20 protein-coding genes and 1 riboswitch are annotated in these 23,539 nt (G+C 45.4%); of the genes, 11 read left to right on the forward strand and 9 right to left on the reverse strand.

Going from position 1 to position 23,539, the window contains the following annotated elements; genetic code table 11:
- Window positions 1-23 precede the first annotated feature (23 nt).
- From H3S94_RS00780 to H3S94_RS00795, 4 genes are all read left to right on the forward strand, one after another.
- Window positions 24-1,259: a putative DNA modification/repair radical SAM protein gene (locus H3S94_RS00780; RefSeq protein WP_198240018.1), complete on the forward strand. Its 1,236-nt coding sequence runs from the start codon at window positions 24-26 to the stop codon at window positions 1,257-1,259.
- On the forward strand, window positions 1,256-2,767 hold the full coding sequence (locus H3S94_RS00785; RefSeq protein WP_198240019.1) for a UdgX family uracil-DNA binding protein: 1,512 nt from the start codon (window positions 1,256-1,258) through the stop codon (window positions 2,765-2,767). Before H3S94_RS00780 ends, H3S94_RS00785 begins: the two co-directional genes overlap by 4 nt.
- Before the next feature lie 309 nt (window positions 2,768-3,076).
- Window positions 3,077-3,382 carry a hypothetical protein gene (locus H3S94_RS00790; protein WP_077991314.1) on the forward strand — a complete coding sequence of 102 codons (306 nt, stop codon included), beginning with the start codon at window positions 3,077-3,079 and terminating at the stop codon, window positions 3,380-3,382.
- A 631-nt stretch (window positions 3,383-4,013) separates the two neighbouring features.
- Window positions 4,014-4,922 carry a hypothetical protein gene (locus tag H3S94_RS00795; protein ID WP_198240020.1) on the forward strand — a complete coding sequence of 303 codons (909 nt, stop codon included), beginning with the start codon at window positions 4,014-4,016 and terminating at the stop codon, window positions 4,920-4,922.
- Between the two features lie 279 nt (window positions 4,923-5,201).
- Here H3S94_RS00795 and nrdF read toward each other — a convergent pair whose 3' ends face one another.
- The 4 genes from nrdF to nrdH form a co-directional block, all read right to left on the reverse strand.
- Window positions 5,202-6,170 carry a class 1b ribonucleoside-diphosphate reductase subunit beta gene (gene nrdF / locus H3S94_RS00800; RefSeq protein WP_198240021.1) on the reverse strand — a complete coding sequence of 323 codons (969 nt, stop codon included), beginning with the start codon at window positions 6,168-6,170 and terminating at the stop codon, window positions 5,202-5,204.
- A 12-nt stretch (window positions 6,171-6,182) separates the two neighbouring features.
- The gene (gene nrdE, locus H3S94_RS00805) at window positions 6,183-8,264 is read right to left on the reverse strand and encodes a class 1b ribonucleoside-diphosphate reductase subunit alpha (protein WP_236823810.1); all 2,082 of its coding nucleotides are present in this window, start codon (window positions 8,262-8,264) and stop codon (window positions 6,183-6,185) included.
- Between the two features lie 77 nt (window positions 8,265-8,341).
- Window positions 8,342-8,758 carry a class Ib ribonucleoside-diphosphate reductase assembly flavoprotein NrdI gene (nrdI, locus tag H3S94_RS00810; RefSeq protein WP_198230739.1) on the reverse strand — a complete coding sequence of 139 codons (417 nt, stop codon included), beginning with the start codon at window positions 8,756-8,758 and terminating at the stop codon, window positions 8,342-8,344.
- A 1-nt stretch (window position 8,759) separates the two neighbouring features.
- Window positions 8,760-8,981, reverse strand: a complete 222-nt coding sequence (gene nrdH / locus H3S94_RS00815; protein WP_198230738.1) for a glutaredoxin-like protein NrdH — start codon at window positions 8,979-8,981, stop codon at window positions 8,760-8,762.
- Window positions 8,982-9,211: 230 nt separating this feature from the next.
- A riboswitch (cobalamin riboswitch) is annotated at window positions 9,212-9,419 on the reverse strand.
- A 226-nt stretch (window positions 9,420-9,645) separates the two neighbouring features.
- Between nrdH and H3S94_RS00820 the strand changes: the two genes are divergently transcribed.
- On the forward strand, window positions 9,646-10,860 hold the full coding sequence (locus H3S94_RS00820) for an MFS transporter (RefSeq protein ID WP_198240023.1): 1,215 nt from the start codon (window positions 9,646-9,648) through the stop codon (window positions 10,858-10,860).
- A 48-nt stretch (window positions 10,861-10,908) separates the two neighbouring features.
- Here the strand turns inward: H3S94_RS00820 and prmC are convergent, their stop codons facing one another.
- From prmC to secA, 4 genes are all read right to left on the reverse strand, one after another.
- The gene (gene prmC, locus H3S94_RS00825; RefSeq protein WP_369805680.1) at window positions 10,909-11,766 is read right to left on the reverse strand and encodes a peptide chain release factor N(5)-glutamine methyltransferase; all 858 of its coding nucleotides are present in this window, start codon (window positions 11,764-11,766) and stop codon (window positions 10,909-10,911) included.
- A gap of 2 nt (window positions 11,767-11,768) precedes the next feature.
- Window positions 11,769-12,848 carry a peptide chain release factor 1 gene (gene prfA / locus H3S94_RS00830; RefSeq protein ID WP_077991296.1) on the reverse strand — a complete coding sequence of 360 codons (1,080 nt, stop codon included), beginning with the start codon at window positions 12,846-12,848 and terminating at the stop codon, window positions 11,769-11,771.
- Window positions 12,849-13,045: 197 nt separating this feature from the next.
- Entirely contained in the window at window positions 13,046-13,462 is a 417-nt protein-coding gene (locus tag H3S94_RS00835) for a Fur family transcriptional regulator (RefSeq protein ID WP_077991294.1), read from the reverse strand.
- Window positions 13,463-13,781: 319 nt separating this feature from the next.
- Window positions 13,782-16,496, reverse strand: a complete 2,715-nt coding sequence (secA, locus tag H3S94_RS00840) for a preprotein translocase subunit SecA (protein ID WP_077991292.1) — start codon at window positions 16,494-16,496, stop codon at window positions 13,782-13,784.
- 446 nt (window positions 16,497-16,942) lie between these two features.
- On the opposite strand from secA, the gene H3S94_RS00845 reads away from it, so the two are divergent.
- From H3S94_RS00845 to H3S94_RS00870, 6 genes are all read left to right on the forward strand, one after another.
- Window positions 16,943-17,935 (forward strand): peptidylprolyl isomerase, encoded by a 993-nt coding sequence (locus H3S94_RS00845; RefSeq protein WP_198240024.1) that lies wholly within the window; start codon window positions 16,943-16,945, stop codon window positions 17,933-17,935.
- Between the two features lie 99 nt (window positions 17,936-18,034).
- Complete coding sequence (gene argJ / locus H3S94_RS00850) at window positions 18,035-19,273, forward strand: bifunctional glutamate N-acetyltransferase/amino-acid acetyltransferase ArgJ (RefSeq protein ID WP_198240025.1); 1,239 nt, start codon at window positions 18,035-18,037, stop codon at window positions 19,271-19,273.
- A complete protein-coding gene (locus tag H3S94_RS00855; RefSeq protein WP_198240026.1) occupies window positions 19,254-20,045 on the forward strand; it encodes a GNAT family N-acetyltransferase in 792 nt (263 codons plus the stop codon). Before argJ ends, H3S94_RS00855 begins: the two co-directional genes overlap by 20 nt.
- Window positions 20,042-20,455: an 8-oxo-dGTP diphosphatase MutT gene (mutT, locus tag H3S94_RS00860; RefSeq protein WP_255520142.1), complete on the forward strand. Its 414-nt coding sequence runs from the start codon at window positions 20,042-20,044 to the stop codon at window positions 20,453-20,455. The genes H3S94_RS00855 and mutT overlap by 4 nt, the downstream gene beginning before the upstream one ends.
- 106 nt (window positions 20,456-20,561) lie before the next feature.
- The gene (locus tag H3S94_RS00865; protein WP_077991277.1) at window positions 20,562-20,819 is read left to right on the forward strand and encodes a hypothetical protein; all 258 of its coding nucleotides are present in this window, start codon (window positions 20,562-20,564) and stop codon (window positions 20,817-20,819) included.
- A 147-nt stretch (window positions 20,820-20,966) separates the two neighbouring features.
- Entirely contained in the window at window positions 20,967-22,358 is a 1,392-nt protein-coding gene (locus tag H3S94_RS00870) for an L-cystine transporter (protein ID WP_077991275.1), read from the forward strand.
- 124 nt (window positions 22,359-22,482) lie between these two features.
- Here the strand turns inward: H3S94_RS00870 and H3S94_RS00875 are convergent, their stop codons facing one another.
- Window positions 22,483-23,364, reverse strand: coding sequence for a methyltransferase domain-containing protein (locus H3S94_RS00875; protein ID WP_077994460.1), 882 nt, complete (start codon window positions 23,362-23,364; stop codon window positions 22,483-22,485).
- Between the last annotated feature and the right edge of the window lie 175 nt (window positions 23,365-23,539).

Here is a 23,539-nt window from a genome sequence, read left to right on the forward strand (position 1 = left end):
AAAAGAACAAATAGTGAACATAAATGGTCAAAACGCTTAAACAGAAATTGGCAATTCTGGCTGATGCTGCCAAATATGATGCTTCTTGTGCGTCTAGCGGTTCCACGCGCCCGTCGCCCCAAAAAAACAGTTTGGGGTCAACCGCGAATGCGGGAATTTGTCATTCCTTTACTCCTGACGGCCGTTGTGTTTCGCTGTTAAAAATTCTGCTCACCAATTTTTGCATTTTTGATTGTGCCTATTGTGTCAACCGGTCGTCAAGCAATGTCGAGCGGGCGCGATTTACCACCGACGAAGTGGTGTTTTTGACACTCGAATTTTATCGTAGAAATTATATCGAAGGTTTGTTTCTGTCGTCCGGCATTATCCGATCGGCAGACCAGACTATGGAAGAACTGGTTAAAGTTGCGCGCGATTTGCGCACCATTCACCATTTTGGCGGCTATATCCATTTGAAAACGATTCCGGATGCTTCGGATGCACTCATCAAGGAAGCGGGGCGTTATGCAGATCGCCTCTCAATCAATGTCGAATTGCCAACAGAAAAAAGCATCAACCGCTTTGCACCGCAAAAAAAGATTCTGACAATCAAACAAGCCATGGCTCATGTGAGAATTGGTATAGAAGCCTCGAAGGATGCGACTTTGCAGACTAAAAAAACGCAACGTTTTGCGCCTGCGGGACAGTCCACGCAAATGATTATCGGTGCCGACGATGCCAATGATGCCACAATCCTGAAATCAAGCGCCGAGCTTTATTCGGGATACCGGCTAAAACGTGTTTATTATTCGGCATTCAGCCCTATTCCGGATGCTTCAAACCTGCTTCCCGTCAAACGCCCGCCGCTTTTAAGAGAACACAGGCTTTATCAAGCTGATTGGCTCTATCGTTTTTACGGTTTTTCAATGGAAGAGCTAACCACGAAAGCAAATGACGGCATGCTCGAACTCGAATTCGACCCTAAACTCGCCTGGGCATTACAAAACCGCCACCGGTTTCCGGTCGACATCAACAAGGCAGACAAGGAAATGCTGTTGCGAGTACCCGGTCTTGGGGTACGTAATGTCAAAAGGATATTGGCGGCACGACGATTCAAGCGGCTTGATTTTTCCGATTTGAAAACATTCCATATCAGCCTTGAAAAAATAAAACCTTTTGTCATTGCCGAACGCTGGACACCGAAACACCTTCTCGACAGTTCCCACCTTGTCGAGCGCTTTCGTGCGCGCCCCACCCAACTTGATCTTTTTTCGACATGAAAACTGTTGTTCTCGAAAATCAGGGAAATTTTGACGAATGGCGAAAACAGGCGCGCCTGCTATTGCAGGAACAAGTATGTCCGGAAAATATTTTTTGGCGCTATAAGTCAAAACCGGCTTTATTCGACGAAACAGATAACTTTTCGCCTTCGGCAAAAAATCCCGACACACGCCAAAAAACGCAAAAGTTTTTTGTACCGAAACAATTCCTTAATCTTGCAAAAAACGTCATCTGCCATGAAAGCGAAGATTCGGCGGCATTGTTATATCGCCTTCTCTATCGCTTGCAGCAGGACAAGACAGTTCTCGAAAAAATTTACGAGAGTGATATTGCAACCGCTTTATCGCGGCAAAAAGCTGTTTGCCACGATATTCACCATATGCATGCGTTTTTACGCTTCAATGAAATTGGAAACATCAATCCCGATAGCTTCAGGCGATGTTTTACGGCATGGTATGAACCGCAACATTTCATTGTTTCAGAAGCTACCCCTTTCTTTTGTAAACGTTTTGGCGACATGGATTGGCAAATTCTAACGCCGAAAGGCAGTGCATATTATTGTAATGGCACATTTTTGATAGGCGAACCGGTTCTTAAAAAACCGGAAAGCAAAGATGAACTCGAAGACCTCTGGAAAACCTATTTTGCCAGCATTTTCAATCCGGCAAGGCTGAAAGTGAAAACTATGCAAAGCCATATGCCTAAAAAATATTGGGGCAATCTTCCGGAAGCGCAAATGATTGATAGTCTCGTCGGCAATGCCGAAAGGCGTATCAGGGACATGGAGCAACAACCAATTCTATCACCGCCCCGCTTCCATTCCCGCTTGAGCGGAAAGTTTGGGCAAAATAGCCTTCAAACAAATTTTCAATCTGCCACAATACCGGAAACATTGGATATTCTCGATGAAGGCATCAGACAATGTAAGCGCTGTCCCCTACATTGTTCGGCGACGCAGGCTGTCTGTGGTGAAGGCCCTGAAAATGCTTCTCTTATGATTGTCGGAGAGCAACCGGGCGACCGTGAAGATCTTGTTGGCCGACCGTTTGTGGGGCCGGCAGGACAAGTATTTGACCAGGCTGCCCGCAAGGTGGGGCTAAAACGGGATGAAGTTTACATGACCAACGCTGTCAAACACTTCAAATATGAACTTAAAGGGCGCAAACGCCTTCATAAAAAAGCCCATCGCACCGAAATCGAACATTGCCGTTGGTGGCTGATGAAAGAAATCGAAATCGTCAAACCGAAGCTCATTGTTGCAATGGGGAGCACGGCCCTGTTTTCACTAACGGGATTAATCGCACCTATAACCCGATTTGCAGGCAGACTCATTTCAACTGAAGAAAACATACCCGTTCTTGCAACTGTTCACCCCTCGTATTTACTGCGGATTATTTCCGAACAGTCGAGGAAACAGGAAATAGAAAAATTTGAACAAAGCTTGCGGCTTGTGAGACAAAAAACAGCCCTGAAAAACACGCTTCCAAAAAATGAACTCAAAAAATAAACTGCAAAAATGAACTTTTGGCGGGCCTCGATCACGACCGGATAAAAGCCGCTTGAAGCCACTTCACAAAGCTTGTGATATAATTCGGCTAATATTTCGCAAGGTTGATAATCCGGACATATTAACACACTGTTTTATAACCCCTTTTTAAATATCACGTTTACGTGATCGCGACATTTTAAAGTGATTTGAGATTGTTCCTCGCAATGAAGATATAGGCATTAGAAAGCATGGAAAATAAGTCCAGCTCTATAGAATTTAATGAAAGCCGTTAGCCGCAGCTAAGGGCTCAAAAAGACGGTGAATAAAATGAAAAAATTGATGTTTATTGCGCTTGCAAGTTTATGTGGTGTTAGCAGCGCCTATGCCAGTGGTTATGCTTTTGACGATGGTTCGCCAGTCAATACATATGTTATCGGGGCATCAGCCCAATCTGGTGTCAACCATGGTTATACCGGCAATTCGCGTGCCTATACCCGCGCCAACGGTTTTGGCGACGGTTCGCTTGAAGACAGTTATGTGATTGGCCACGCACCGAAATCCGGCGAAGCCGCCCATGGCGTTTCGGCAACAGAGGCGCATTTCGGCGATGGTTCACCTGTAAATCATCGTTAAACGAAAAAATGGAATCTGTAACTGCAAAAACCGGCTTTCGAGCCGGTTTTGTTATAAATGACTGATTAAGTTTTAAAACAACTGCTTGCACAATTCACACACTATCAAACGGTTCCACTCTCTTTCAAACGGTTTCACTTTTTCCCTGATCGTTTTACACTCTGTCAACAGCCTCCAGACTTTTAAATAGTCTGTAACTTTTCACCATTTCGGGTTTCGCGAGAAAAAATTAATTCCGCATTTACTTGTCAGTTAATGATGTTGAAAACCTCTATTATAATTTTCAGACAAGCAATGTCCGGTTTTTTCCTATTTTCGGTTATCAACCGGATTAGAATTGCTTGCAGATGCTTTTACGCACATAAAAAATTTTCCGTAAAATCCAAAAAACAAAATACAAAATTCTATACAACATCAATTTTCTAACATCTGTTGCGTTTTTGCGGTCAAATTCGGCAATAAATTGTTTTTTGTTCCAGAGTAGTCTTGGCGAGTCAAATCGGCGCTCTATATGCGAAAAAAATTCCCTTCTTACACTGGAAGGGAGTTTTTCCATGAAGAAATGTAAAATCGGCGAATTCCCTCGACTTATATTTCCTTAAACTTTAAACCACAGCAAAATTTTTGAAAAATGACAATTCAAACCACACACACAGCGCTCTCCAAGATTGAGCTTATCGCCGTTATTGTTGCCGTTACTGATGGACAGCCCAAAGTCATTACCGTGGGACCGGAACAGAAACTTCCCTCTGGGCCACTCGAATCCGATCACAAAAGTTTACAATCGACTATTCGCGATTGGGTCAAAACCCGGACAGATTATCCGGTCGATTTTCTTGAGCAACTTTATACATTTACCAATCGCGACCGCTTATCGTCGGATGAATACCCCAATACATTGTCTGTAAGTTATCTGGGGTTGGTTCGCGAACACGAAAGAATTTTACCGAAAGTCGAATGGCATAATTGGTATGAGCACTTTCCCTGGGACGATTGCCGTAACGGAAAACATCCATGCGTTGATGAAATTATTGCCGCACTCTATCAATGGGCCGATAAAGACAAGACAAATTGTGAATTCAAGAAGCGCAGAATTTCTTTTCTTTTCGGATGTGACGGTTTTTCGTGGAACGAAGATTTCATCCTTCAAAGATATGAGCTTCTTTACGAAGCCGGTTTGATCGCCGAAGCGGGCGGAACGTTATATGCCGGCACGCCGATGTTTGCCGATGACCGACGTATTCTTGCAACCGCTATCGCAAGATTAAGACGGAAAATCAAATATAGAGCTGTTATTTTTGAGCTGCTTCCGGAAAAATTTACTCTGTTACAGTTACAAAAAACGGTCGAAGCCATCATCGGCAGACGCCTTCATAAACCTAATTTCCGGCGCTTGACGGAACATCAGGGCATTATCGAAGAAGTCGGTGAGCGCGAGACACAAACCGGCGGCAGACCTGCCAAACTCTACCGGTACAAGCAGGAAGTCATCGAATCGTGCGTCATCACCCTATCGCGTTTTCCAATAGCCCGTTCGTGAAGTTGAACATAGCTGTTTGCATGAACGGCAATCCTGCCATTATGAGAGAATAATTCCGTGATTGTTCTCTCATAGCAATTGGTTATTTTAGCTTGCCGTTTGCATTCGCTATCAGCATAGCTTTTATTCAACGGGGACTATTAACATAGTTGACATTCAAACGCGTTACATTTCGCCAATACGAATTTTTATATTTTATTTTATTTGATAATCGTTTTTGTTTTACCGCTGTTGAAAAAGAGGAGAGAAGCATTCTCTCCTTTTTTATGAAATATTTTATCAGAAGTCCCAATCAGCGTCTTCTGTCGCTACCGCTTTACCGATCACATAAGATGATCCGGAGCCTGAAAAGAAATCATGGTTTTCATCTGCATTTGGTGAGAGAGCTGAAAGAATAGCCGGATTGACCTTGCAAATATCGGGAGGAAACAAAGGCTCGAATCCCAGATTCATCAATGCCTTATTCGCGTTATAATGCAAAAACACCTTCACTTCTTCGCTTAATCCCACCCCGTCATAGAGCTGTTCGGTATATTTTGTTTCTATGTCGTAAAGCTCCATCAAAAGCCCATAGGCAAAATCTTTCATTTCATTCTGCCCGCTTTGAAGAAGCTTGTTAAAGCCGATTTGAAACTTGTAACCGATATAGTAACCGTGCACTGCTTCGTCACGAATGATAAGCCTGATAAGATCGGCAGTATTGGTGAGTTTTGCCCGACTTGACCAATACATCGGCAAATAAAAGCCGGAATAAAACAAAAAACTTTCCAGAAAAACCGAGGCAATTTTTCGCTTCAAAGCATCATTACCGTTATAATAATCAAGAACGAGTTCCGCTTTTTTTTGAAGAAAAGCATTGTCTTCCGACCAGCAATAGGCTTCATCGACATCTTTTGTCAGACAAAGGGTTGAAAATATCGACGAATAGGAACGGGCGTGGACTGCTTCCATAAAAGCAATATTGGTAAGCACCGCTTCCTCATGGGGAGTGATCGCATCCGGCAAAAGCGAAATTGCGCCTACAAAATTCTGCATGGTGTCAAGCAGAGTGAGTCCGGTGAATACGCGGATGGTCAATTGCTGTTCTGCCGGTGTCAAACTTGCCCATGACGGGACATCATTGGAAAGTGGGACTTTTTCCGGAAGCCAGAAATTTCCTGTCAATCTGTTCCAGACTTCAAGGTCTTTTTCATCTTCAATTTTATTCCAGTTGATCGCTGGAATGGTTTTCAAATGGTTTGTTAGCATCGGAAATTATCCTTAAAGGCTACAGGAAACACAGGTTTCAACTTCGGTTCCGCTCAATGCCTTTTGGCGTAGCCGCACATAATAGATGGTTTTGAGTTTTTTCTTCCAGGCGTAGATTTGCGCTTTATTAATGTCGCGCGTAGTGGCTGTATCTGGGAAAAACAGTGTTAATGACAAGCCTTGATCGACATGCTGACCGGCTGCGGCATAAGTATCAATGATCTTTTCCGGTCCTATTTCATAAGCATCCTGATAATATTCAAGATTATCATTGGTCATATAAGGGGCCGGATAATAGACACGACCGATCTTGCCTTCTTTGCGTATTTCTATTTTTGCAACAATCGGGTGAATGGATGCTGTGGCATTATTGATATAGGAAATCGAGCCGGTGGGCGGAACCGCCTGTAAATAACGGTTGTAAAGCCCCCATTTTTTTACCGATTGCTCAAGCTCCTGCCAGTCTTTCACAGTGGGAATTATGAAATGGCGATCGGCAAAAAGCTTTTTGATGCGTTGTGTTTCCGGCTCGAACTTTTGAGTAAGATATTTTTTAAACGCACGCCCATCGGCATAGGCTGATTGTTCAAAACCTTGAAATGTTTTGCCCTTTTCTTTGGCAATAAGGTTCGAGCTTCTCAACGCATGGAAAGCAACTGTATAAAAATAGAGATTGGTAAAATCGAGTGCTTCCGGAGACCCATAATAAATATGCTCTTTGGCAAGAAAACCATGCAAGTTCATTTGACCGAGGCCGATAGCGTGCGCCTCGCGATTGCCTTTTTCAATTGATGGCACACAAACAATGTCGCTCATTTCGGAAACCGCTGTTAAGGCACGAACTGCTGTTTCAACTGTTTTGCCGAAATCGTCGGACTGGAAGGCTTTGGCGATATTAAGCGAACCCAGATTGCATGAAATATCGTTACCAATGTGACGATAGCTCAAATCGGCATTCAATGTGCTTGGCTCATTGACTTGAAGAATTTCGGAGCAAAGATTGCTCATATTGATGCGTCCGGCAATGGGGTTGGCGCGATTGACCGCATCTTCAAACACAATATAGGGATAACCCGATTCAAACTGGATTTCGGCCAGAGTTTGGAAAAAATCGCGGGCATTGATTTTTTTCTTGGTTATGCGCGGGTCGTCAACGAATTTGCGATAGTATTCGCTCAAACATATGTCGGATAAGGCTTTACCCGTGACTCTCTCTACATCATAAGGTGAAAAAAGGTACATATCCTCGTTATTGCGTGCAAGCTCGAAAGTAATATCGGGTATGACCACTCCAAGCGAGAGCGTTTTGATGCGGATTTTTTCGTCGGCATTTTCCCGCTTGGTATCCAGAAAACGCATAATATCGGGGTGATGGGCGCTTAAATAAACTGCCCCTGCCCCCTGCCTTGCGCCCAATTGATTGGCGTAAGAAAACGCGTCTTCAAGAAGTTTCATGACCGGCACAATGCCGGACGACTGATTTTGTATTTGCTTGATCGGTGCGCCTTGCTCCCTGATATTGGTGAGACACAAAGCAACCCCACCACCGCGCTTTGAAAGTTGCAAAGAAGAATTGATTGCCCGACCGATCGATTCCATATTGTCTTCAACACGCAGAAGAAAACAGGAAACAAGTTCGCCGCGTTGTTTTTTACCGGCATTAAGAAACGTTGGTGTTGCCGGTTGAAAGCGACCGGTCATCATTTCGTCGACAAGCCTTTCGCAGAATTTTTTGTCGCCTGTAGCAAGTGTCAACGCTACCATAACGACACGATCTTCGTAACGTTCGAGATATCTTTTCCCGTCGAAAGTCTTGAGCGTGTAGCTCGTATAATATTTGAAGGCGCCAAGAAATGTAGGGAAACGGAATTTGAACGCATAAGCACGTTTGAAAGCTTTTTTGATAAAAGCAAAGTCATAACGGTCGAGAACGGTTTTCTCGTAATATCCTTCACGCACGAGATAATCGATCTTTTCTTCAAGATCATGAAAAAACACCGTATTCTGATTGACGTGCTGCAAAAAATATTGCCGTACGGCTTCACGATCCTTATCGAACTGGATGAGGCCGTTATCGTCAAAAAGATTGAGCATTGCATTCAATGAATGATAATCTTGGGAATGATAATCTTGGGAATGATAATTTTGAGAATGATAATCTTTGTCACTATCTAAAGTGTCTGTTTTTTCTGCGCTATCTGTTTCCATAATTTTCCTAATCCTTGTCTGACAAGGTTCACATCTTCTGTTGTCCCCCTGAGCTCGAAACTATAAAGCCAGGGCACACGACACTTTTGAGAAATGACTTTTCCGGCAAGTGCATAAGCCCAGCCGAAATTACGATTTCCACCGGCAATAACACCTTTAAGAAATTGCCGGTTTTCACTGTCATTGAGAAAATTGATGACCGTTTTGGGCACTGCCCCGTCGCCTTTGGCACCGGCGTAAGTCGGTACTACAAGAACATAGGGTTCAAGCACTTTCGGAATTGCAGTTTTTTTGAAAAGTCTTAAAGATGGCTCACCGATTTGTTGCACAAAATAATCGGTATTGCCGGTCGCACTCGAATAATAAACAAGGAGTGCCATATCATTCGAGCCCGTTTATTTTATCAGGTTGGAAACCGGCCCAGTGATTGTTTCCGGCAATAACCACTGGCAACATTTTATATCCCAGACTCTCAATATAGGATAAAGCTTCCGCATCTTTGGAAAGATCGACAATATCGTAGGAAATATGTTTATTATCCAAAGCCTTGTAAGTTGCTTTGCATTGCACGCAAGACGGTTTGCTATAAATTGTAATTTTCATGATTTTCTTTCTTGATTTTGGTCATAGAACCCCGCCTGCTTTCTGTGGACAAAAAGCAGCACAAAGGGCATGTTGATTAATTGCGCGGATAAGGCAGACTTTACCGGATCAAGAAAAATGTTTACGAATCTTGGACATAAAACTTCCTTCCCGAAGTAATAGGGGGCATATGGCTAAGCCAAAATACCGGAAAATTTTGTCCGGAAAGGCCATTACCAGAACACCCCGTCTGTTGACATTCAATCCAAGGCAGGTCTCCTGGCTTATGGCTTGCAACGTCAAAACCACCTTCCCAAGGTAAAACCCCAGTGGCATACGGTTTCGACACACCATTTACAGTTGCGGGGGCAGCTTCGGCTTTTTGAAGAATGACCGAATTCCCTCTTAGCTCCTTCATTCAAACTCGAATCAAGGAGAACCTCGAACACTAGATATAGTATCCGACATAAAATTTACGTCAATATATTTTAAAAATAACGCGCAATTTTTTGATTTTGCCCGTCTGGATTTTTGCAGAAAAATCAGGCAGAATTGCGTTTTAGACAGTCACTTATTTTTGACGCTTCAGTCCTTGGAATTGAATTTAACTTTCAACGATTTTGCATTATTGCTTTCCACCATAATAGCGGAAAAATCGGGGGGAGGTAGATATTCGGAGTTTAAAATGACTACCTCAACAGCCAACGGGGCTGAACCTGGTGTGCAAAGCGGAACCGCTCAATATAAACGTATAAGTGTGGCAATGTTTTTTGCCGGTTTTGCCACCTTCTCTCTTCTTTATTGTGTCCAACCGTTGCTGCCATCCTTGGCAAACCACTATCACATAACGCCAGCGAACAGTTCGCTGGCTCTTTCAATATCAACCGGCTTTCTGGCTTTTTCCATTCTCCTTTCAAGTGCCTTTTCAGAAGCGCTTGGCCGCCGCGGTTTGATGACCGTATCAATGATCGGTGCTTCTATTCTGAACATTGTCGCGGCCTTTGCAACAAATTGGCATTGGCTGCTTGTTGCTCGTGCTTTGGAAGGCATTCTCTTAGGAGGCGTGCCGGCGGTTGCTATGGCCTATCTTGCCGAAGAAATCGCACCGCGAGGATTTGGAAAAATTATGGGGCTTTATGTCGGCGGTACGGCGTTCGGTGGCATGATGGGGCGGGTTGGCATGGGAAGCCTGATCGAATGGTTCAATTGGCAATGGGCATTGGCCATTATCGGTATTATCGACCTTGTCGCAGCTATCGCTTTCTATTTTCTATTGCCACCGTCGAAATATTTTGTTCCCGTACACGGCATCAATATCCATCACCATGTGAGAGCCTGGATTGGCCATATCGGTTCGGTACGGTTGCTTTACATCTATTTGTTTATTGCTCTGGTATTCGGTGATTTTGTTGCGATTTTGAACTATACGGGCTTTCGTATGAGCGGAGCACCGTTCTTTCTTAGTCCGACCGAGATCGGCTTCATCTTCCTGAGCTATATTTCAGGTATTATTGTTTCACCGATTGCCGGAAACCTGACCAATAAATACCGGCGGAGTTCATTACTGTTCATCTCGGTTATCATCCTCGCGGTCGGATTGCTTCTAACCATGACCAATAGCCTCTTCTGGTTTGTTGCCGGTATTATCTGTATCACCATAGGCTTTTTCTCTGCCCATGCTGTAGCGAGCAGTTGGGTGGGACGCATAGCTATAGGAGCAAAAGGACATGCAACAGCGCTATACCTTTTGTTCTATTATCTCGGTTCGAGCTTTATCGGTGCATTTGGCGGCTGGTTCTGGTTCCACGGCGGCTGGAACATGGTTATCGCTTTCACCGGCTCGCTCGTCATCCTCGAATTTGTATTCTGCTATCTCTTGAGGCGGCGTGAAACAGAATAGAAGTTGCTGTCGCCGGATAATCAATGTCCGGAAGGCTAGAGCAAGGTTTTAACAAACCGAAAACAACAAGGCGCGCAAAATACCGTTCAAATCTTTGCGCGCTTTGATAAATTCAAAGCCGTTTTGCCGAAAAATTGCGATCACATCTTTTTCCTGATCTCTGCCGATCTCGACCGCAACTTTTCCATCAGGATGCAAAAATGGCCGGCTTCCTTCTGCGAGCTTCCGATAAAAATCAAGGCCGTCTTGACCTCCCGCCAAGGCTCGTAACGGATCATATTCCTTCACTTCGATCGCAAGTGAAGAAATTTGGCTTTCCGGAATATAAGGCGGATTCGATATAATCATATCGAAACGGCCTGAAAGGCTTAAAAACCAATCGCTTTTCAAACACGTGAAACGATCCGATACACCTGCATTTTCAGCATTCAACGTTGCCGTTGCCAAAGCATCATCGGCTATATCGACGGCAGTTGCCTTCAAGCCGTCTACATTTGCAAGAAGAGCAATTGCAATAGCGCCTGTTCCGGTCCCCATATCGACAATTTCGGCTTGTCCCTTTCGCAAAACGATTGCGCGAATTTCCGGCAACACCAGATCGACGAGAGCCTCTGTATCGTCTCTCGGCTCCAGCGTATCGACAGATAAATGAAACTCTATTCCATAAAATTCCCGTTTTCCGATAATGCGATAGACAGGTTTTCCCTTCAGCCTTTCGATAATTGCTTCATCAAGTCGTTGCAAAGCTTTCCCCGAAACGGGAAGATCGGGATTGAGAATTTCATCCTTTCGCGTTGTCGATGTAATAAACTCGACCAGAAGACGTGCATCAAGATCGGCATTGTCCAGCTTTTTGTCGCGAAACAGTTTTCGTGTTTTTTTTAAAACTTCAGAAAGGCTTGCCATTATCAGCCATTATTGCCAAGTTCTGCAAGAAGTGATGCCTGATGATCGGCAATCAGTGCGTCAATCAGCTCGTCAAGTTCGCCTTCCATGACCCTATCAAGCTTATAGAGTGTAAGATTGATACGGTGGTCGGTCACACGACCTTGCGGAAAGTTATAGGTTCTTATGCGCTCCGAGCGGTCACCGGAACCAACCTGACTTTTACGCGAAGCCGACCGTTCTGTATCGGCTTTTTGCCGTTCCATGTCATAAAGTCGGGCACGCAAAATCTGCATGGCACGCGCACGGTTCTGATGTTGGGATTTTTCGGCCTGCACAACCATTATGCCTGTTGGAAGATGGGTGATGCGCACAGCCGAATCTGTTGTGTTGACGTGCTGACCGCCAGCGCCGGAAGCACGCATTGTATCAATCCTTATATCTTCCGGCCTGATTTCAACATCAATCTCTTCGGCTTCCGGTAAAACCGCAACGGTTGCTGCCGAAGTATGGATACGCCCGCCCGCTTCCGTTTCCGGAACGCGTTGCACACGATGGACACCGGACTCGAATTTCAGCCGCGAAAACACGCCCTTGCCTGTGACAGAAGCGATAATTTCCTTATATCCGCCAACATCACCTTCGCTTGCCGAAACAACTTCGACTTTCCATCCGTGCAAACTCGCATAACGTTCATACATGCGGAAAAGATCGCCAGCAAAAAGTGCTGCTTCCGAGCCGCCCGTGCCGGCTCTTATTTCCAGAATTGCACTCTTTTCGTCGGCCGCATCTTTCGGTAACAGCTCGATCTGGACATCATGTTCCAGTTTGCCAATTTTATCCCTGATGCTTGGGAGTTCTTCCTCCGCAAGGCTGCGCATTTCCGGATCGGTTGAATGATCCTTCAGCATCGCCTCAAGATCATCGGCTTCATGCTGCGCTTTATTGAGTTCCCGTATCAACCCCACAACCGGTTGCAATTCGGAATATTCCGAAGCAAGTTTTACATAGGTCTCGGCATCCGGATTATTAGCCATTTCGCTTTCAATCATCTCGAAATGTTTTTCGAGTTGATTCATGCGCTCTTGCGGTAGTGAAACCATGTTTAAAAGGCCTGTTTGTTGATATGGGTCATTATTTTTATGGTCATATGCTGTGACCGGTCAAATCTGTGATAATGCAGCAAATGCTGATTGCCAATGCCAAAACGACATTTCTAAAACAGGAATATGCCCGACAAGTCATGATTTGGAATTATTCATGTCAACACGAGAACATGTGTTCCTCGCAAAACGCGGCATTAACGTTTGCGTTTTTTCCCATAAAGCTCGAACCGGTGATGGATAATGTCATAGCCCAGCGAATGGGCAATTTCCTCTTGCAATTTTTCAATAAGATCGGAGCGAAATTCGATAACATCGCCGGTATCAATATCAATCAGATGGTCGTGATGCTCGCGGTTTTTCTGTTCAAAACGCGATGGTCCGCCTTCAAATTCGTGCCGTTCAATTGCCCCGACTTCCTCCAGAGCTTTCATCGTACGATAAACGGTCGACAATGAAATTGTCGGGTCCTTTTCGCTAGCCCGCTTGAACAGCTCGAACGCGTTCGGGTGATCCAGATTATTATTAAGAAGATCAAGAATAATACGTCGTTGCCTTGTTATCCTAAGGCCACTTTTGCGTAATTCTTTTTCATAATCGGGTTTATCTTCCATGATAGCTTCAGAACCGTTAATTTCATTACATGTAAAAGGAAACGGGACTCTTGTTCAAACTTCTACCCCGCACATTATCTTTAAAAAAACAGATCGGACAAGCTTATACTGTATTTTAAAGAAAAATCTTATCTTACAAATTCGACTTATAAATATTTATCATATTTTTCAACCACAACAAACATGCCTGACATAAACGAGCGCACTTTGCGCATCAATTCAAAATTCCGGACTTTCAGATAAGCAAAATTCCGGTTTTCAACACCGGAATTTTTGCTGCCTATCAACACCTGACCGGAAGGGCACTATCATTTCCGGTTCAAACAAACGAACCGTGGCAATGTTTGTATTTTTTGCCCGACCCACAAGGGCAAAGTTCGTTCCGTCCGACCTTTCCCCATGTTGTCGGGTCTTTCGGATCCCGTTTTGAGGGAGCAACAACGGTATCATTTTCAGTAGCTACCGAAATCAGGCCTTCCGCATCATCCTGACCGTTAAATTCAGGATGATCGGCATGCATTTCAGGAAGTGGTGCCGGTTCGCTCGGCTGCTCGACGATTTCAAATCGCATGAGTTTGGAAACCACATCGCGCCGCAGATTGGAAAGCATCGCCTGAAACAGCTCGAAAGATTCGGTCTTGTATTCATTAAGCGGGTCGCGCTGGCCATAACCGCGGAACCCGACGACCGAACGCAAATGGTCAAGATTGACCAAGTGTTCGCGCCACAATGTATCAATGCTCTCAAGCAACATGGCTTTGCGGAAATAGGCCATAACTTCCGGACCGAAGCGTTCTGCACGTTCTTTTGCCCGTTCTTCCATGGCGTTCTTGACGCGTTCCAATATTTGCTCTTCGGCGATCCCTTCTTCCTTTGCCCAATCCTCGACCGGTAAATCAAGATTGAACAATTCGCGCAATTTGTCGCGAAGTCCGATAGCATCCCATTGTTCCGAATAAGTGCCGTGTGGCACGTATTTTTCAACGAGATCCTCTATAACTTCATCGCGCATTTCCGCGATCATATCGGTCAGGTCTTTGGAATCCATAACCTCCATTCTCTGTTCAAAAATAACCTTGCGTTGGTCATTCATGACATCGTCGTATTTGAGAAGATTTTTACGGATTTCGTAGTTTCGTGCTTCGACCTTTTTCTGTGCTTTTTCGAGTGCTTTGTTAATCCACGGGTGGGTAATCGCCTCGCCTTCTTTCAGGCCGAGTTTCTGCAACATTCCATCCATACGATTGGAACCGAAAATGCGCATCAGATCATCTTGCAATGACAGATAGAATTTCGACCGTCCGGGATCGCCTTGACGACCGGAACGACCGCGTAGCTGATTATCAATACGCCGGCTTTCGTGGCGTTCTGTTGCCAGAACGTAAAGGCCACCGGCAGCGAGCGCCTTTTCTTTCAATTTTGCAACATCTTCTTTGATTGCTGCAATTTTCGCATCGCGTTCAGGACCTTCGGGAACATCTTTCAATTCCTGTTCAACGCGCATTTCGACATTGCCACCAAGCTGGATATCGGTACCACGACCTGCCATATTGGTAGCAATCGTAATTGCTCCCGGCACACCCGCTTGTGCGACAATATAGGCTTCCTGTTCGTGATAACGGGCATTCAATACGTTAAAACCGGTAATACCATCTTTCCGCAGGCGATCAGCCAGATGTTCCGATTTCTCGATTGACGTTGTACCGACCAGAATAGGCTGCCCGCGTTCATGCGAGGCACGAATATCGCGAACAATTGCCTGATATTTTTCTTCGACAGTCCGATAGACCTCGTCATTCTCGTCGATACGTTTGACCGGCAAATTGGTCGGGATCTCAATCACCTCAAGACCATAAATATTTCCGAATTCTTCCGCTTCGGTTGCCGCAGTACCTGTCATACCGGCCAATTTATCATACATACGGAAATAATTCTGGAAGGTGATCGAGGCAAGCGTCTGGTTTTCCGGCTGGATAGCAACATGTTCCTTGGCTTCCAAAGCCTGATGAAGCCCTTCCGAATAGCGACGCCCCGGCATCATACGGCCGGTAAATTCGTCAATAATCATGACCTCGCCATTACGCACAATATAGTCTTTATCGCGCGTAAACAGTTTATGGGCTTTCAATGCATTGTTGATGTGATGCACAATCTTGACATTTTCGATGTCATAAAGGCCATGGCCTTTCAACAGGCCTGCCTCGGCAAGCATTTTTTCAACTTTTTCCGTACCGACTTCGGTGAAAGTTGCCGTCTTCTGCTTTTCGTCGATTTCATAATCTTCCGGTTTGAGCGGCGGAATAAACGTATCGATCTGTTTATAAAAATCGGTACGATCTTCCAGCGGTCCGGAAATGATAAGCGGTGTTCTTGCTTCGTCAATAAGGATAGAATCAACTTCGTCGACAATCGCGTAATGATGGCCACGTTGCACCATCTGGCTACGGTCGAATGTCATATTGTCACGCAAATAGTCGAAACCGAGTTCATTATTTGTGCCGTAAGTAATATCGCAGGCATAGGCAGCGCGACGCTGGTCATTATCAAGATCATGAACGATAACGCCTGTGGTCAGGCCAAGAAAGCCATAGAGCTTGCCCATCGTCTCGGCATCACGTTTTGCCAGATAGTCATTGACGGTGACGACATGCACCCCTTTGCCTTCCAGAGCATTGAGGTAGACCGGTAATGTCGCCATCAGGGTTTTACCTTCACCGGTACGCATTTCCGCAATGCCGCGATTGTTCAAAACAATGCCGCCAATAAGCTGGACATCGAAGGGTCGCAAACCGAAAACGCGTTTGGAAGCCTCTCTTGCTGTTGCAAAAGCTTCCGGCAAGAGAGAATCAAGCGTTTCCCCTTCCTGCAATCTTTTACGATATTCATCGGTCTTCTGCCGCAATTCGCTATCGCTCAAATTCTTGAATTTTTCTTCAAGTGCGTTGATCTCCGCAACCTTTGGTCGAAGAGATTTAACGCGACGTTCAAAAGCTGAACCGAATAATTTGCGCGCAAGGCCGCCTAAACTGACCATTTCTGGTCCTTTCCGATGTTAGTTGCTGGCGTTTTATAACGCCTGTTGAGTGACGTACACGCTTTAACCTTCAACGGCAGTGCGTGCAACCGCTTGTGAGTGCACCAATGCCGATAAAATCTTAAAACTTAAAGTTTACCCAATATTCACGACACAGATAGGTGTGGAGTCTTTTTCTGTCAACATTGAGACCAAAGTTTATGCCTATAGAAAATATGGGTAAAAACCCGCCTGTTTTCCAGACTTCGCACCCCTTTCTACAGACTTTGCACATATTTTGGAAATTGCAACAACACCCCGTTTACACAATAGCCACAGAAAAGATGTGAATTTTCCTTAAAAACCCATAACATTTTTATCAACTTTCTGAACAACATGATATGACTGTCCCGAATTTAACCAAAATTTCAGTCCAGAACGCTTGTCCGTTCACAAGGAGACCGTTTATGAAATTCATTCCAACTACCCTGTTGCTATCGTCAGCTCTATTGCTTGGCACAAGCTTGAGTTCGCTAGCACAGAACACGCCTCAACCGGATACGCCGAATGCTGCGGCTCCTGCTGCCCAACCGAAATTGCCGGAACCGTTATCTGCGCCTGCTGCACAAGCCGAAAAGCCTGTTGATCCTTCGCATGTAATGGCTGTTGTCGACGGGAAAGACGTAACCGCAGGCGACCTTGACGCTATGGCCAATGACATTGATCCGGGACTTGCCCGTTTGCCCGACCAGCAACGCCGGATTACCGTTCTGAAAATTTATGTCGATATGAAGACTTTATCCGATTCAGCATTGAAGGATGGTCTCGACAAAACACCTGAATACGAAAAACGCATGGCTATTATGCGTGATAACGTTCTTCAGCAGCTTTATTTCAAAAATTCCATTGTCGATAAAATTACCGATGATGATGTCAAAGCGCGTTACGAAAAAGAAATCGCCGGTCTTCCCAAAGAACAGGAAGTGCGCGCCCGCCATATTCTGGTAAAGACGAAAAAAGAAGCTGAAGACATTATCAAAAGCCTGAATAAAGGCGCAAAATTCGATGACCTTGCCAAGGCCAAATCGAGCGAAAAATCGGCTGCTACAACAGGTGGCGATGTCGGTTACTTCAGCCGCGGACAAATGGTCAAGCCGTTTGAAGATGCCGCTTTTGCTTTGAAAGTGGGTGAATATACAAAGACACCGGTTGAAAGCCCGTTCGGCTGGCACGTTATCAAGGTTGAAGACCGTCGCGAGAAACAGCCACCTGCATTTGCCGATGTCAAAGACGGTATTCGCAATATGATAGCACGGGAACGCTACGTCAAATTGATAGGCGAATTGCGTGGTAAAATGGATGTCAAATATCCTGACGAAAACGTTGCCAAATTGATGCAGCAACCGGATAGCGATACGGGTGACCTTCCCGGTGAACAATCCGACGAAGAAGATCAATAAAACTTGGCTTTATTTTTGAAATGCCGGACAATTGCCTTTTCAAAAGCTTTGTCCGGCATTATTGTTTTTCAGATTTCCGCTTTTTTAAATGAGGTTGCTATGGCTGGTAAAATTTCTCCGCTTGCACCAAAGACTTATCCCCGAATGCCGATTATCAAAGGTGTCCGTCTTGACACACGAGAAGCACACATAAAATATAAAGGCCGCACCGACCTTCTTCTCATTGTCTTTGATAAAAATGCAAGCGTTGCCGGCGTGTTCACACGTTCAAAATGCCCGTCTGCTCCTGTTGACCATTGCAGAAAAATTCTCTCTCATAAAATTGCGCGCGGCGTTGTCATCAATTCAGGCAATGCCAATGCATTTACCGGCAAAAAAGGCATTGCAACAACAAATGCTACCGCAAAAGCGGCCGCCGAAGCTTTGGGCGCAACTCCGGAAGAAATCTATCTTGCATCCACCGGCGTCATCGGTGAACCGATGGACGCATCACGCTTTACCGGCCTCTTGCCCGAAATGGCAAAAAATGCTGAAGAAGACAAATGGCTTGAGGCTGTCAAAGCCATTATGACAACCGACACGTTTCCCAAACTTGCAACACGCACTGTCGATTTTGATGGTCATCCTGTCATCATCAATGGCATTGCCAAAGGTGCCGGCATGATCGCCCCTGATATGGGAACAATGCTCTCGTTTATCGTAACCGATGCGCCAGTCGATTCGCTCGTCCTGCAGGAAATATTATCAGATAAGGTTCGTGATACTTTCAACGCCATTACGGTCGACAGTGATACGTCAACATCGGATACGCTGCTTTTATTTGCGACTGGTACAGCCGACGAAAAAATCAAACCGCTTACCCAAAAAAATGACCCGCGTTACACGATTCTTGCCGATGCGGTTTATGAAATTTTACACGAGCTTTCTTTGCAAGTTGTCACCGACGGTGAAGGCGCACACCATCTGATTGAAGTCAGGGTTGAAGGTGCAACAACAAATGAAGCTGCAAAAATTATTGCACGTTCGATAGCCAATTCGCCATTGGTAAAAACCGCAGTGGCTGGTGAAGATGCCAATTGGGGGCGTGTGGTTATGGCCGTTGGCAAAGCCGGTGTGGAGGCTGATCGTGACCGGTTGTCGATCTGGTTCGGGCCTCACCGTCTTGCGGTTGATGGTGAACGTGATCCCCATTATAGTGAAGAGGAAGCCTCGAACTACATGAAAGGCTCCCACATCGTCATTAAAGCCGATATCGGCTTGGGCAATGGCTCTGCAACGATATGGTCATGCGATTTGACCAAAGAATATGTCGAGATTAATGGTGACTACAGAAGTTGATAATAGAGAACGCCGGAGTACAACTCTGGCCGAAATACGCAGGCTCGAAGCACTTTCCACACGTGCCTGGCCTACGGAAAAAGAATTTTATGATGGCGTTTGGGCTTGTCGCTCTACGCCGGATTTTCCCTCGGCACGTGTGAATTCGGTTACCCCGCTTGATCCTGATGATAATAAAAATCTCGAAGAACGGGTCAAGCGCCTCTGTTTTGAAGATGGCGTTTACAGGCGGCCATTGCGTTTGACACCGCTTGCCCCGATCGAACTATTCGACGAGCTGAAGCAAAACGGATGGGCAAATTTCAAAGATGTAGCGGTGATGGCTCTGGAGCCGCTCCCCCATATTTCAGGGTCGGATGTAAAACTCACAGCCATCGGAATTGAAGACTATTGCAAACTCACCGTGCGTAACCACACGCATGAAAACCGATATGCCGAAATCTATTTCAAGCTTTTAAAACGCATCAAGGGAAAACCGACATTTTACGAGCTGCAACGGGATGACCGTGTGATCGGCAATATCATTACTGTGAACGATTTCGGGCAGGTAGGCCTTATCGATTTTGCAATCGTGCCGGATCTACGCGGTCGTGGATTGGGTGGTCTTGCTCTGCAAAGCCTGATGAGTACAATCAGGCGTAAATCCGTGGACGTACCGATCGAACGGCTCTGGTTACAGGTTGAAACTTTGAACAGTGCAGCATGGCGCCTCTATACCGCGGCCGGTTTCAAAACAATCTACCATTATCAATATTGGAGACCGGGCGTTTGACAATCTCAAAACCAATTCTCATAGTTGTTGCCTGTGCATTGATCGACACAGATAATCGGGTACTGCTCGCTCAACGCCCACAAGGAAAATCATTGGCGGGATTATGGGAATTTCCCGGAGGAAAATTGGAAGCCGGGGAAACACCTGAAGAGGCTCTTATTCGGGAGCTTTATGAAGAATTGGCAATTACTGTAAAAGAAGAATGCCATTCACCGCTCACTTTTGCCAGTTATTCTTATGAAAAATTCCATCTCCTTATGCCACTCTATATATGCAGACGTTATCAAGGAATAGCAAAGGGAGCCGAAGGGCAAAATATCAAATGGATTTCGGCCGCAGATCTCGATCACTATCCAATGCCACCGGCCGATAAACCGTTAATACCTATTCTGAAAGATATTCTATATTAACTGATCGTTTACTTTGTTTTACGTGAATTTGTCACGCCGGCTTTGTGTTAAGCGGTTATTAACAGGTGACTTTTACCATAGTTCATAATTACTCTGGAGAATTATCATGCATCACCAAGAGTTTTCAAAAACAAACCGTAACGACATAACCCAATCGGCAGGAACTGGTGTTTTGCGAATAGTATTACTTTTTGGATCCGTTGCCGTCGCACTCGGTCTCATTCTCGTTCCGATGTTGGGTGATCGCAAGGATGCAGAATTCACGCAATCGATTTTCCAGAATAAAGTCGATTATACAACAATGACCGGTGCTGTGAAACAATCTCCGATCCCGCAAGTCACCACGGTAAAAGATTCTCAATAACCACATTTTTAATAGCATAAATTTGCTCACTATCTTTATTTATTGAAATATCTTTCTTTGAGATCGACGAAACTGCCTCCTATATCCTGTGTTAGGAAATAATTTTATATAAACGTGCTGTTATGCCGGCATAAGGGACAGATTTTCATGATAATCGGTTTTATCGCCAATCTCGTCATATTCATTCTTCTACTCATCGCTATCGCAAGGATGTCCAGAACCGGTTGGAGCCTCTCCCGCCGTGTTCTGATCGGACTTGTTATCGGTGTCATTTTCGGGATTGTTTTACAATTCGTCTACGGACTTGGTAATGCCGGGCTGAAAAAGTCGATCGAATGGTTCAATATCGTTGGCAATGGTTATGTTCTGCTTTTGCAAATGATTGTCATGCCACTGGTATTCGCGTCGATTCTTTCGGCCGTTGCACGTCTTCATTCGGCGTCGTCGCTCGGTAAAATCAGCACGATCACGATTGGTATTTTGTTGTTCACTACGTTGATTGCGGCTTTTGTCGGCGTCATGATGGTCAATCTTTTTGGCCTTTCGGCTGAAGGACTGGTTCAGGGAACCGCAGAAACTGCCCGACTGAGTGCTATTCAAACCAATTACATGTCAAAAGTTGCCGATATGAGTGTGCCGCAACTTATCCTTTCGTTCATCCCGAAAAATCCGTTTGCCGATCTTACAGGCGCCAATCCGACCTCGATCATCAGCGTGGTTATTTTCGCTGCTTTTCTGGGCGCTGCCGCGATACGTTTAATGAAAGACAATCCGGAAAAAGGCAAAGGCGTGATTTCGGCAATAGACACATTGCAAGCCTGGGTCATGAAACTGGTTCGCCTTGTCATTTTACTCACGCCTTATGGTGTTTTTGCCCTTATGACCAAGGTTTCAGCAACGTCCAATGCAGAAGATATTCTGAAATTATTGGCCTTTATCGTTGCATCCTATCTGGGACTTGCAATCATGTTTTGCGTCCACGGACTTTTGCTCGGACTTTCCGGAATCAATCCCTTGCGTTTCTTTTCAAAAGTGATGCCGGTTCTCACATTCGCTTTCACCAGCCGGTCGAGTGCCGCGAGCATTCCTTTAAATATCGAAGCCCTGACCGAACGCATCGGTGTTCCCCAATCAATTGCAAGTTTTGCTGCCTCCTTCGGCGCCACAATCGGTCAAAATGGTTGCGCCGGTCTTTATCCGGCAATGCTTGCCACAATGGTAGCCCCGACCGTTGGCATCAATCCGCTTGACCCTGTATGGATTGCAACACTCGTTGGCATCGTGACATTAAGCTCGATCGGCGTGGCAGGTGTCGGCGGCGGTGCAACATTTGCAGCACTGATTGTTCTGCCAACCATGGGATTGCCGGTAACATTGGTTGCATTGCTGATCTCGATTGAACCATTGATCGACATGGGACGTACGGCCTTGAATGTGAACGGATCAATGACAGCAGCAACAATCACCAGCCAAATTTTACATGAAACCGATAAAACGATTTTTGAATCGGACAATGACAAGGAACTCACCAACACTTGAAGGAAAATCCACCCGTCATAAAACGGTTGCGCCCGAATTCCTCTTTATTGCCTGCGAAAAAGCCGGAAAACGCTTAATCCGGCTTTCAAAGATAAATGAAAGTTTATCGAACTATTACGCGCTATCAATGAGCCGATTTATCGCCCAGAACATCGACAAGCGAAATTGTTGCGCTTCCCGGACGAGCAGGCTTTTGCTGGCTTTCGTCCGGTGCCCAGCCTGAAAGCCAGATAAACGAGAAGCTCGCCCTGATACGCCCGTCCCGATCACTGAAACGTTCGGCATAGATTTCTGCAACACGTTGGAAGAATTTTCTACCTACAGGACGGCGCGACCGTCCAATCAATGCGTTTTGCATTCCCATAGCACGCAAGTCGTCAATGAGGTGGAAAGCTGTATCGTAACGAACTGTGAGATTTTCGACATCACTGACGGGCATAGCGAAACCGGCTCTTTGCAACAAACCGCCAGCGTCACGAATATCGGCGAAAGGATAGACCCTCGGACTCACTCCTCCATAAAGTTCGGTTTCTGCCTCCAACAAGCTTTCACGCAATTCGCCGAGAGTTCCTGTTCCAGCCATCACACCAAGAAAAAGACCGTCGGGTTTTAAAATTCTGCGAATTTGGCTAAGCACTCCCGGAACATCATTGGTCATGCTTAACGACAAAAGTGAAATAGCCAGATCATAAGAGTGGGCGGGCAAGTCGAGAAATTCCCTCCCACGCTGCAAGAATTTGTGTGAACCGCTCGTATATCGCTTATCGCTTTCAACAATGTCGACTACAGCAACTTTTCCCGATTTGACGAGTGCCTCGGCACCGGCGCCTGTATGTCCAAAAAGATCAACGGCGCGAGCGAATTTACGATCGACTGTTTGCAATCTATCCAGCAATTCCTCAACGATATGATTGAGCAAAAAATCGCCCTTATTGCCGTAGCGGATAAAAGCGCGATTGCGAAACTGCTCAATTCTCTTCTGGTCAAAAATCCGTGGGTCTGTCATCATTCAATATATTGTATTTTAGCTACAATCGGTTAATCTCAACTCATTGTTGGAATAGATCTGACCGGTTGGAATATCTCCGGTCACCGATAGAATAGACCGAAAGCCTATAGTTACACAATATCCCGAAATTTTCTTGTCGAATGCAATCATATTCCGGCACATTCCGGATGCA

This window comes from Bartonella sp. B10834G3, from assembly GCF_016102505.1.
Classification (GTDB): Bacteria; Pseudomonadota; Alphaproteobacteria; order Rhizobiales; family Rhizobiaceae; genus Bartonella; species Bartonella choladocola.

What these genes read in the sequence shown, in the direction of transcription:
- H3S94_RS00835 (WP_077991294.1), bottom strand. Translation starts at nt 13,462, where the DNA reads ATGGAAGATAAACCCGATTATGAAAAAGAATTACGCAAAAGTGGCCTT.
- argJ (WP_198240025.1), top strand. Translation starts at nt 18,035, where the DNA reads ATGGCTGGTAAAATTTCTCCGCTTGCACCAAAGACTTATCCCCGAATG.
- H3S94_RS00820 (WP_198240023.1), top strand. Translation starts at nt 9,646, where the DNA reads ATGACTACCTCAACAGCCAACGGGGCTGAACCTGGTGTGCAAAGCGGA.
- H3S94_RS00855 (WP_198240026.1), top strand. Translation starts at nt 19,254, where the DNA reads ATGGTGACTACAGAAGTTGATAATAGAGAACGCCGGAGTACAACTCTG.
- nrdF (WP_198240021.1), bottom strand. Translation starts at nt 6,170, where the DNA reads ATGCTAACAAACCATTTGAAAACCATTCCAGCGATCAACTGGAATAAA.
- H3S94_RS00790 (WP_077991314.1), top strand. Translation starts at nt 3,077, where the DNA reads ATGAAAAAATTGATGTTTATTGCGCTTGCAAGTTTATGTGGTGTTAGC.
- nrdH (WP_198230738.1), bottom strand. Translation starts at nt 8,981, where the DNA reads ATGAAAATTACAATTTATAGCAAACCGTCTTGCGTGCAATGCAAAGCA.
- prfA (WP_077991296.1), bottom strand. Translation starts at nt 12,848, where the DNA reads ATGGTTTCACTACCGCAAGAGCGCATGAATCAACTCGAAAAACATTTC.
- H3S94_RS00865 (WP_077991277.1), top strand. Translation starts at nt 20,562, where the DNA reads ATGCATCACCAAGAGTTTTCAAAAACAAACCGTAACGACATAACCCAA.
- H3S94_RS00875 (WP_077994460.1), bottom strand. Translation starts at nt 23,364, where the DNA reads ATGACAGACCCACGGATTTTTGACCAGAAGAGAATTGAGCAGTTTCGC.
- prmC (WP_369805680.1), bottom strand. Translation starts at nt 11,766, where the DNA reads ATGGCAAGCCTTTCTGAAGTTTTAAAAAAAACACGAAAACTGTTTCGC.
- H3S94_RS00870 (WP_077991275.1), top strand. Translation starts at nt 20,967, where the DNA reads ATGATAATCGGTTTTATCGCCAATCTCGTCATATTCATTCTTCTACTC.
- H3S94_RS00785 (WP_198240019.1), top strand. Translation starts at nt 1,256, where the DNA reads ATGAAAACTGTTGTTCTCGAAAATCAGGGAAATTTTGACGAATGGCGA.
- secA (WP_077991292.1), bottom strand. Translation starts at nt 16,496, where the DNA reads ATGGTCAGTTTAGGCGGCCTTGCGCGCAAATTATTCGGTTCAGCTTTT.
- H3S94_RS00845 (WP_198240024.1), top strand. Translation starts at nt 16,943, where the DNA reads ATGAAATTCATTCCAACTACCCTGTTGCTATCGTCAGCTCTATTGCTT.
- nrdE (WP_236823810.1), bottom strand. Translation starts at nt 8,264, where the DNA reads ATGCTCAATCTTTTTGACGATAACGGCCTCATCCAGTTCGATAAGGAT.
- H3S94_RS00795 (WP_198240020.1), top strand. Translation starts at nt 4,014, where the DNA reads ATGACAATTCAAACCACACACACAGCGCTCTCCAAGATTGAGCTTATC.
- H3S94_RS00780 (WP_198240018.1), top strand. Translation starts at nt 24, where the DNA reads ATGGTCAAAACGCTTAAACAGAAATTGGCAATTCTGGCTGATGCTGCC.
- nrdI (WP_198230739.1), bottom strand. Translation starts at nt 8,758, where the DNA reads ATGGCACTCCTTGTTTATTATTCGAGTGCGACCGGCAATACCGATTAT.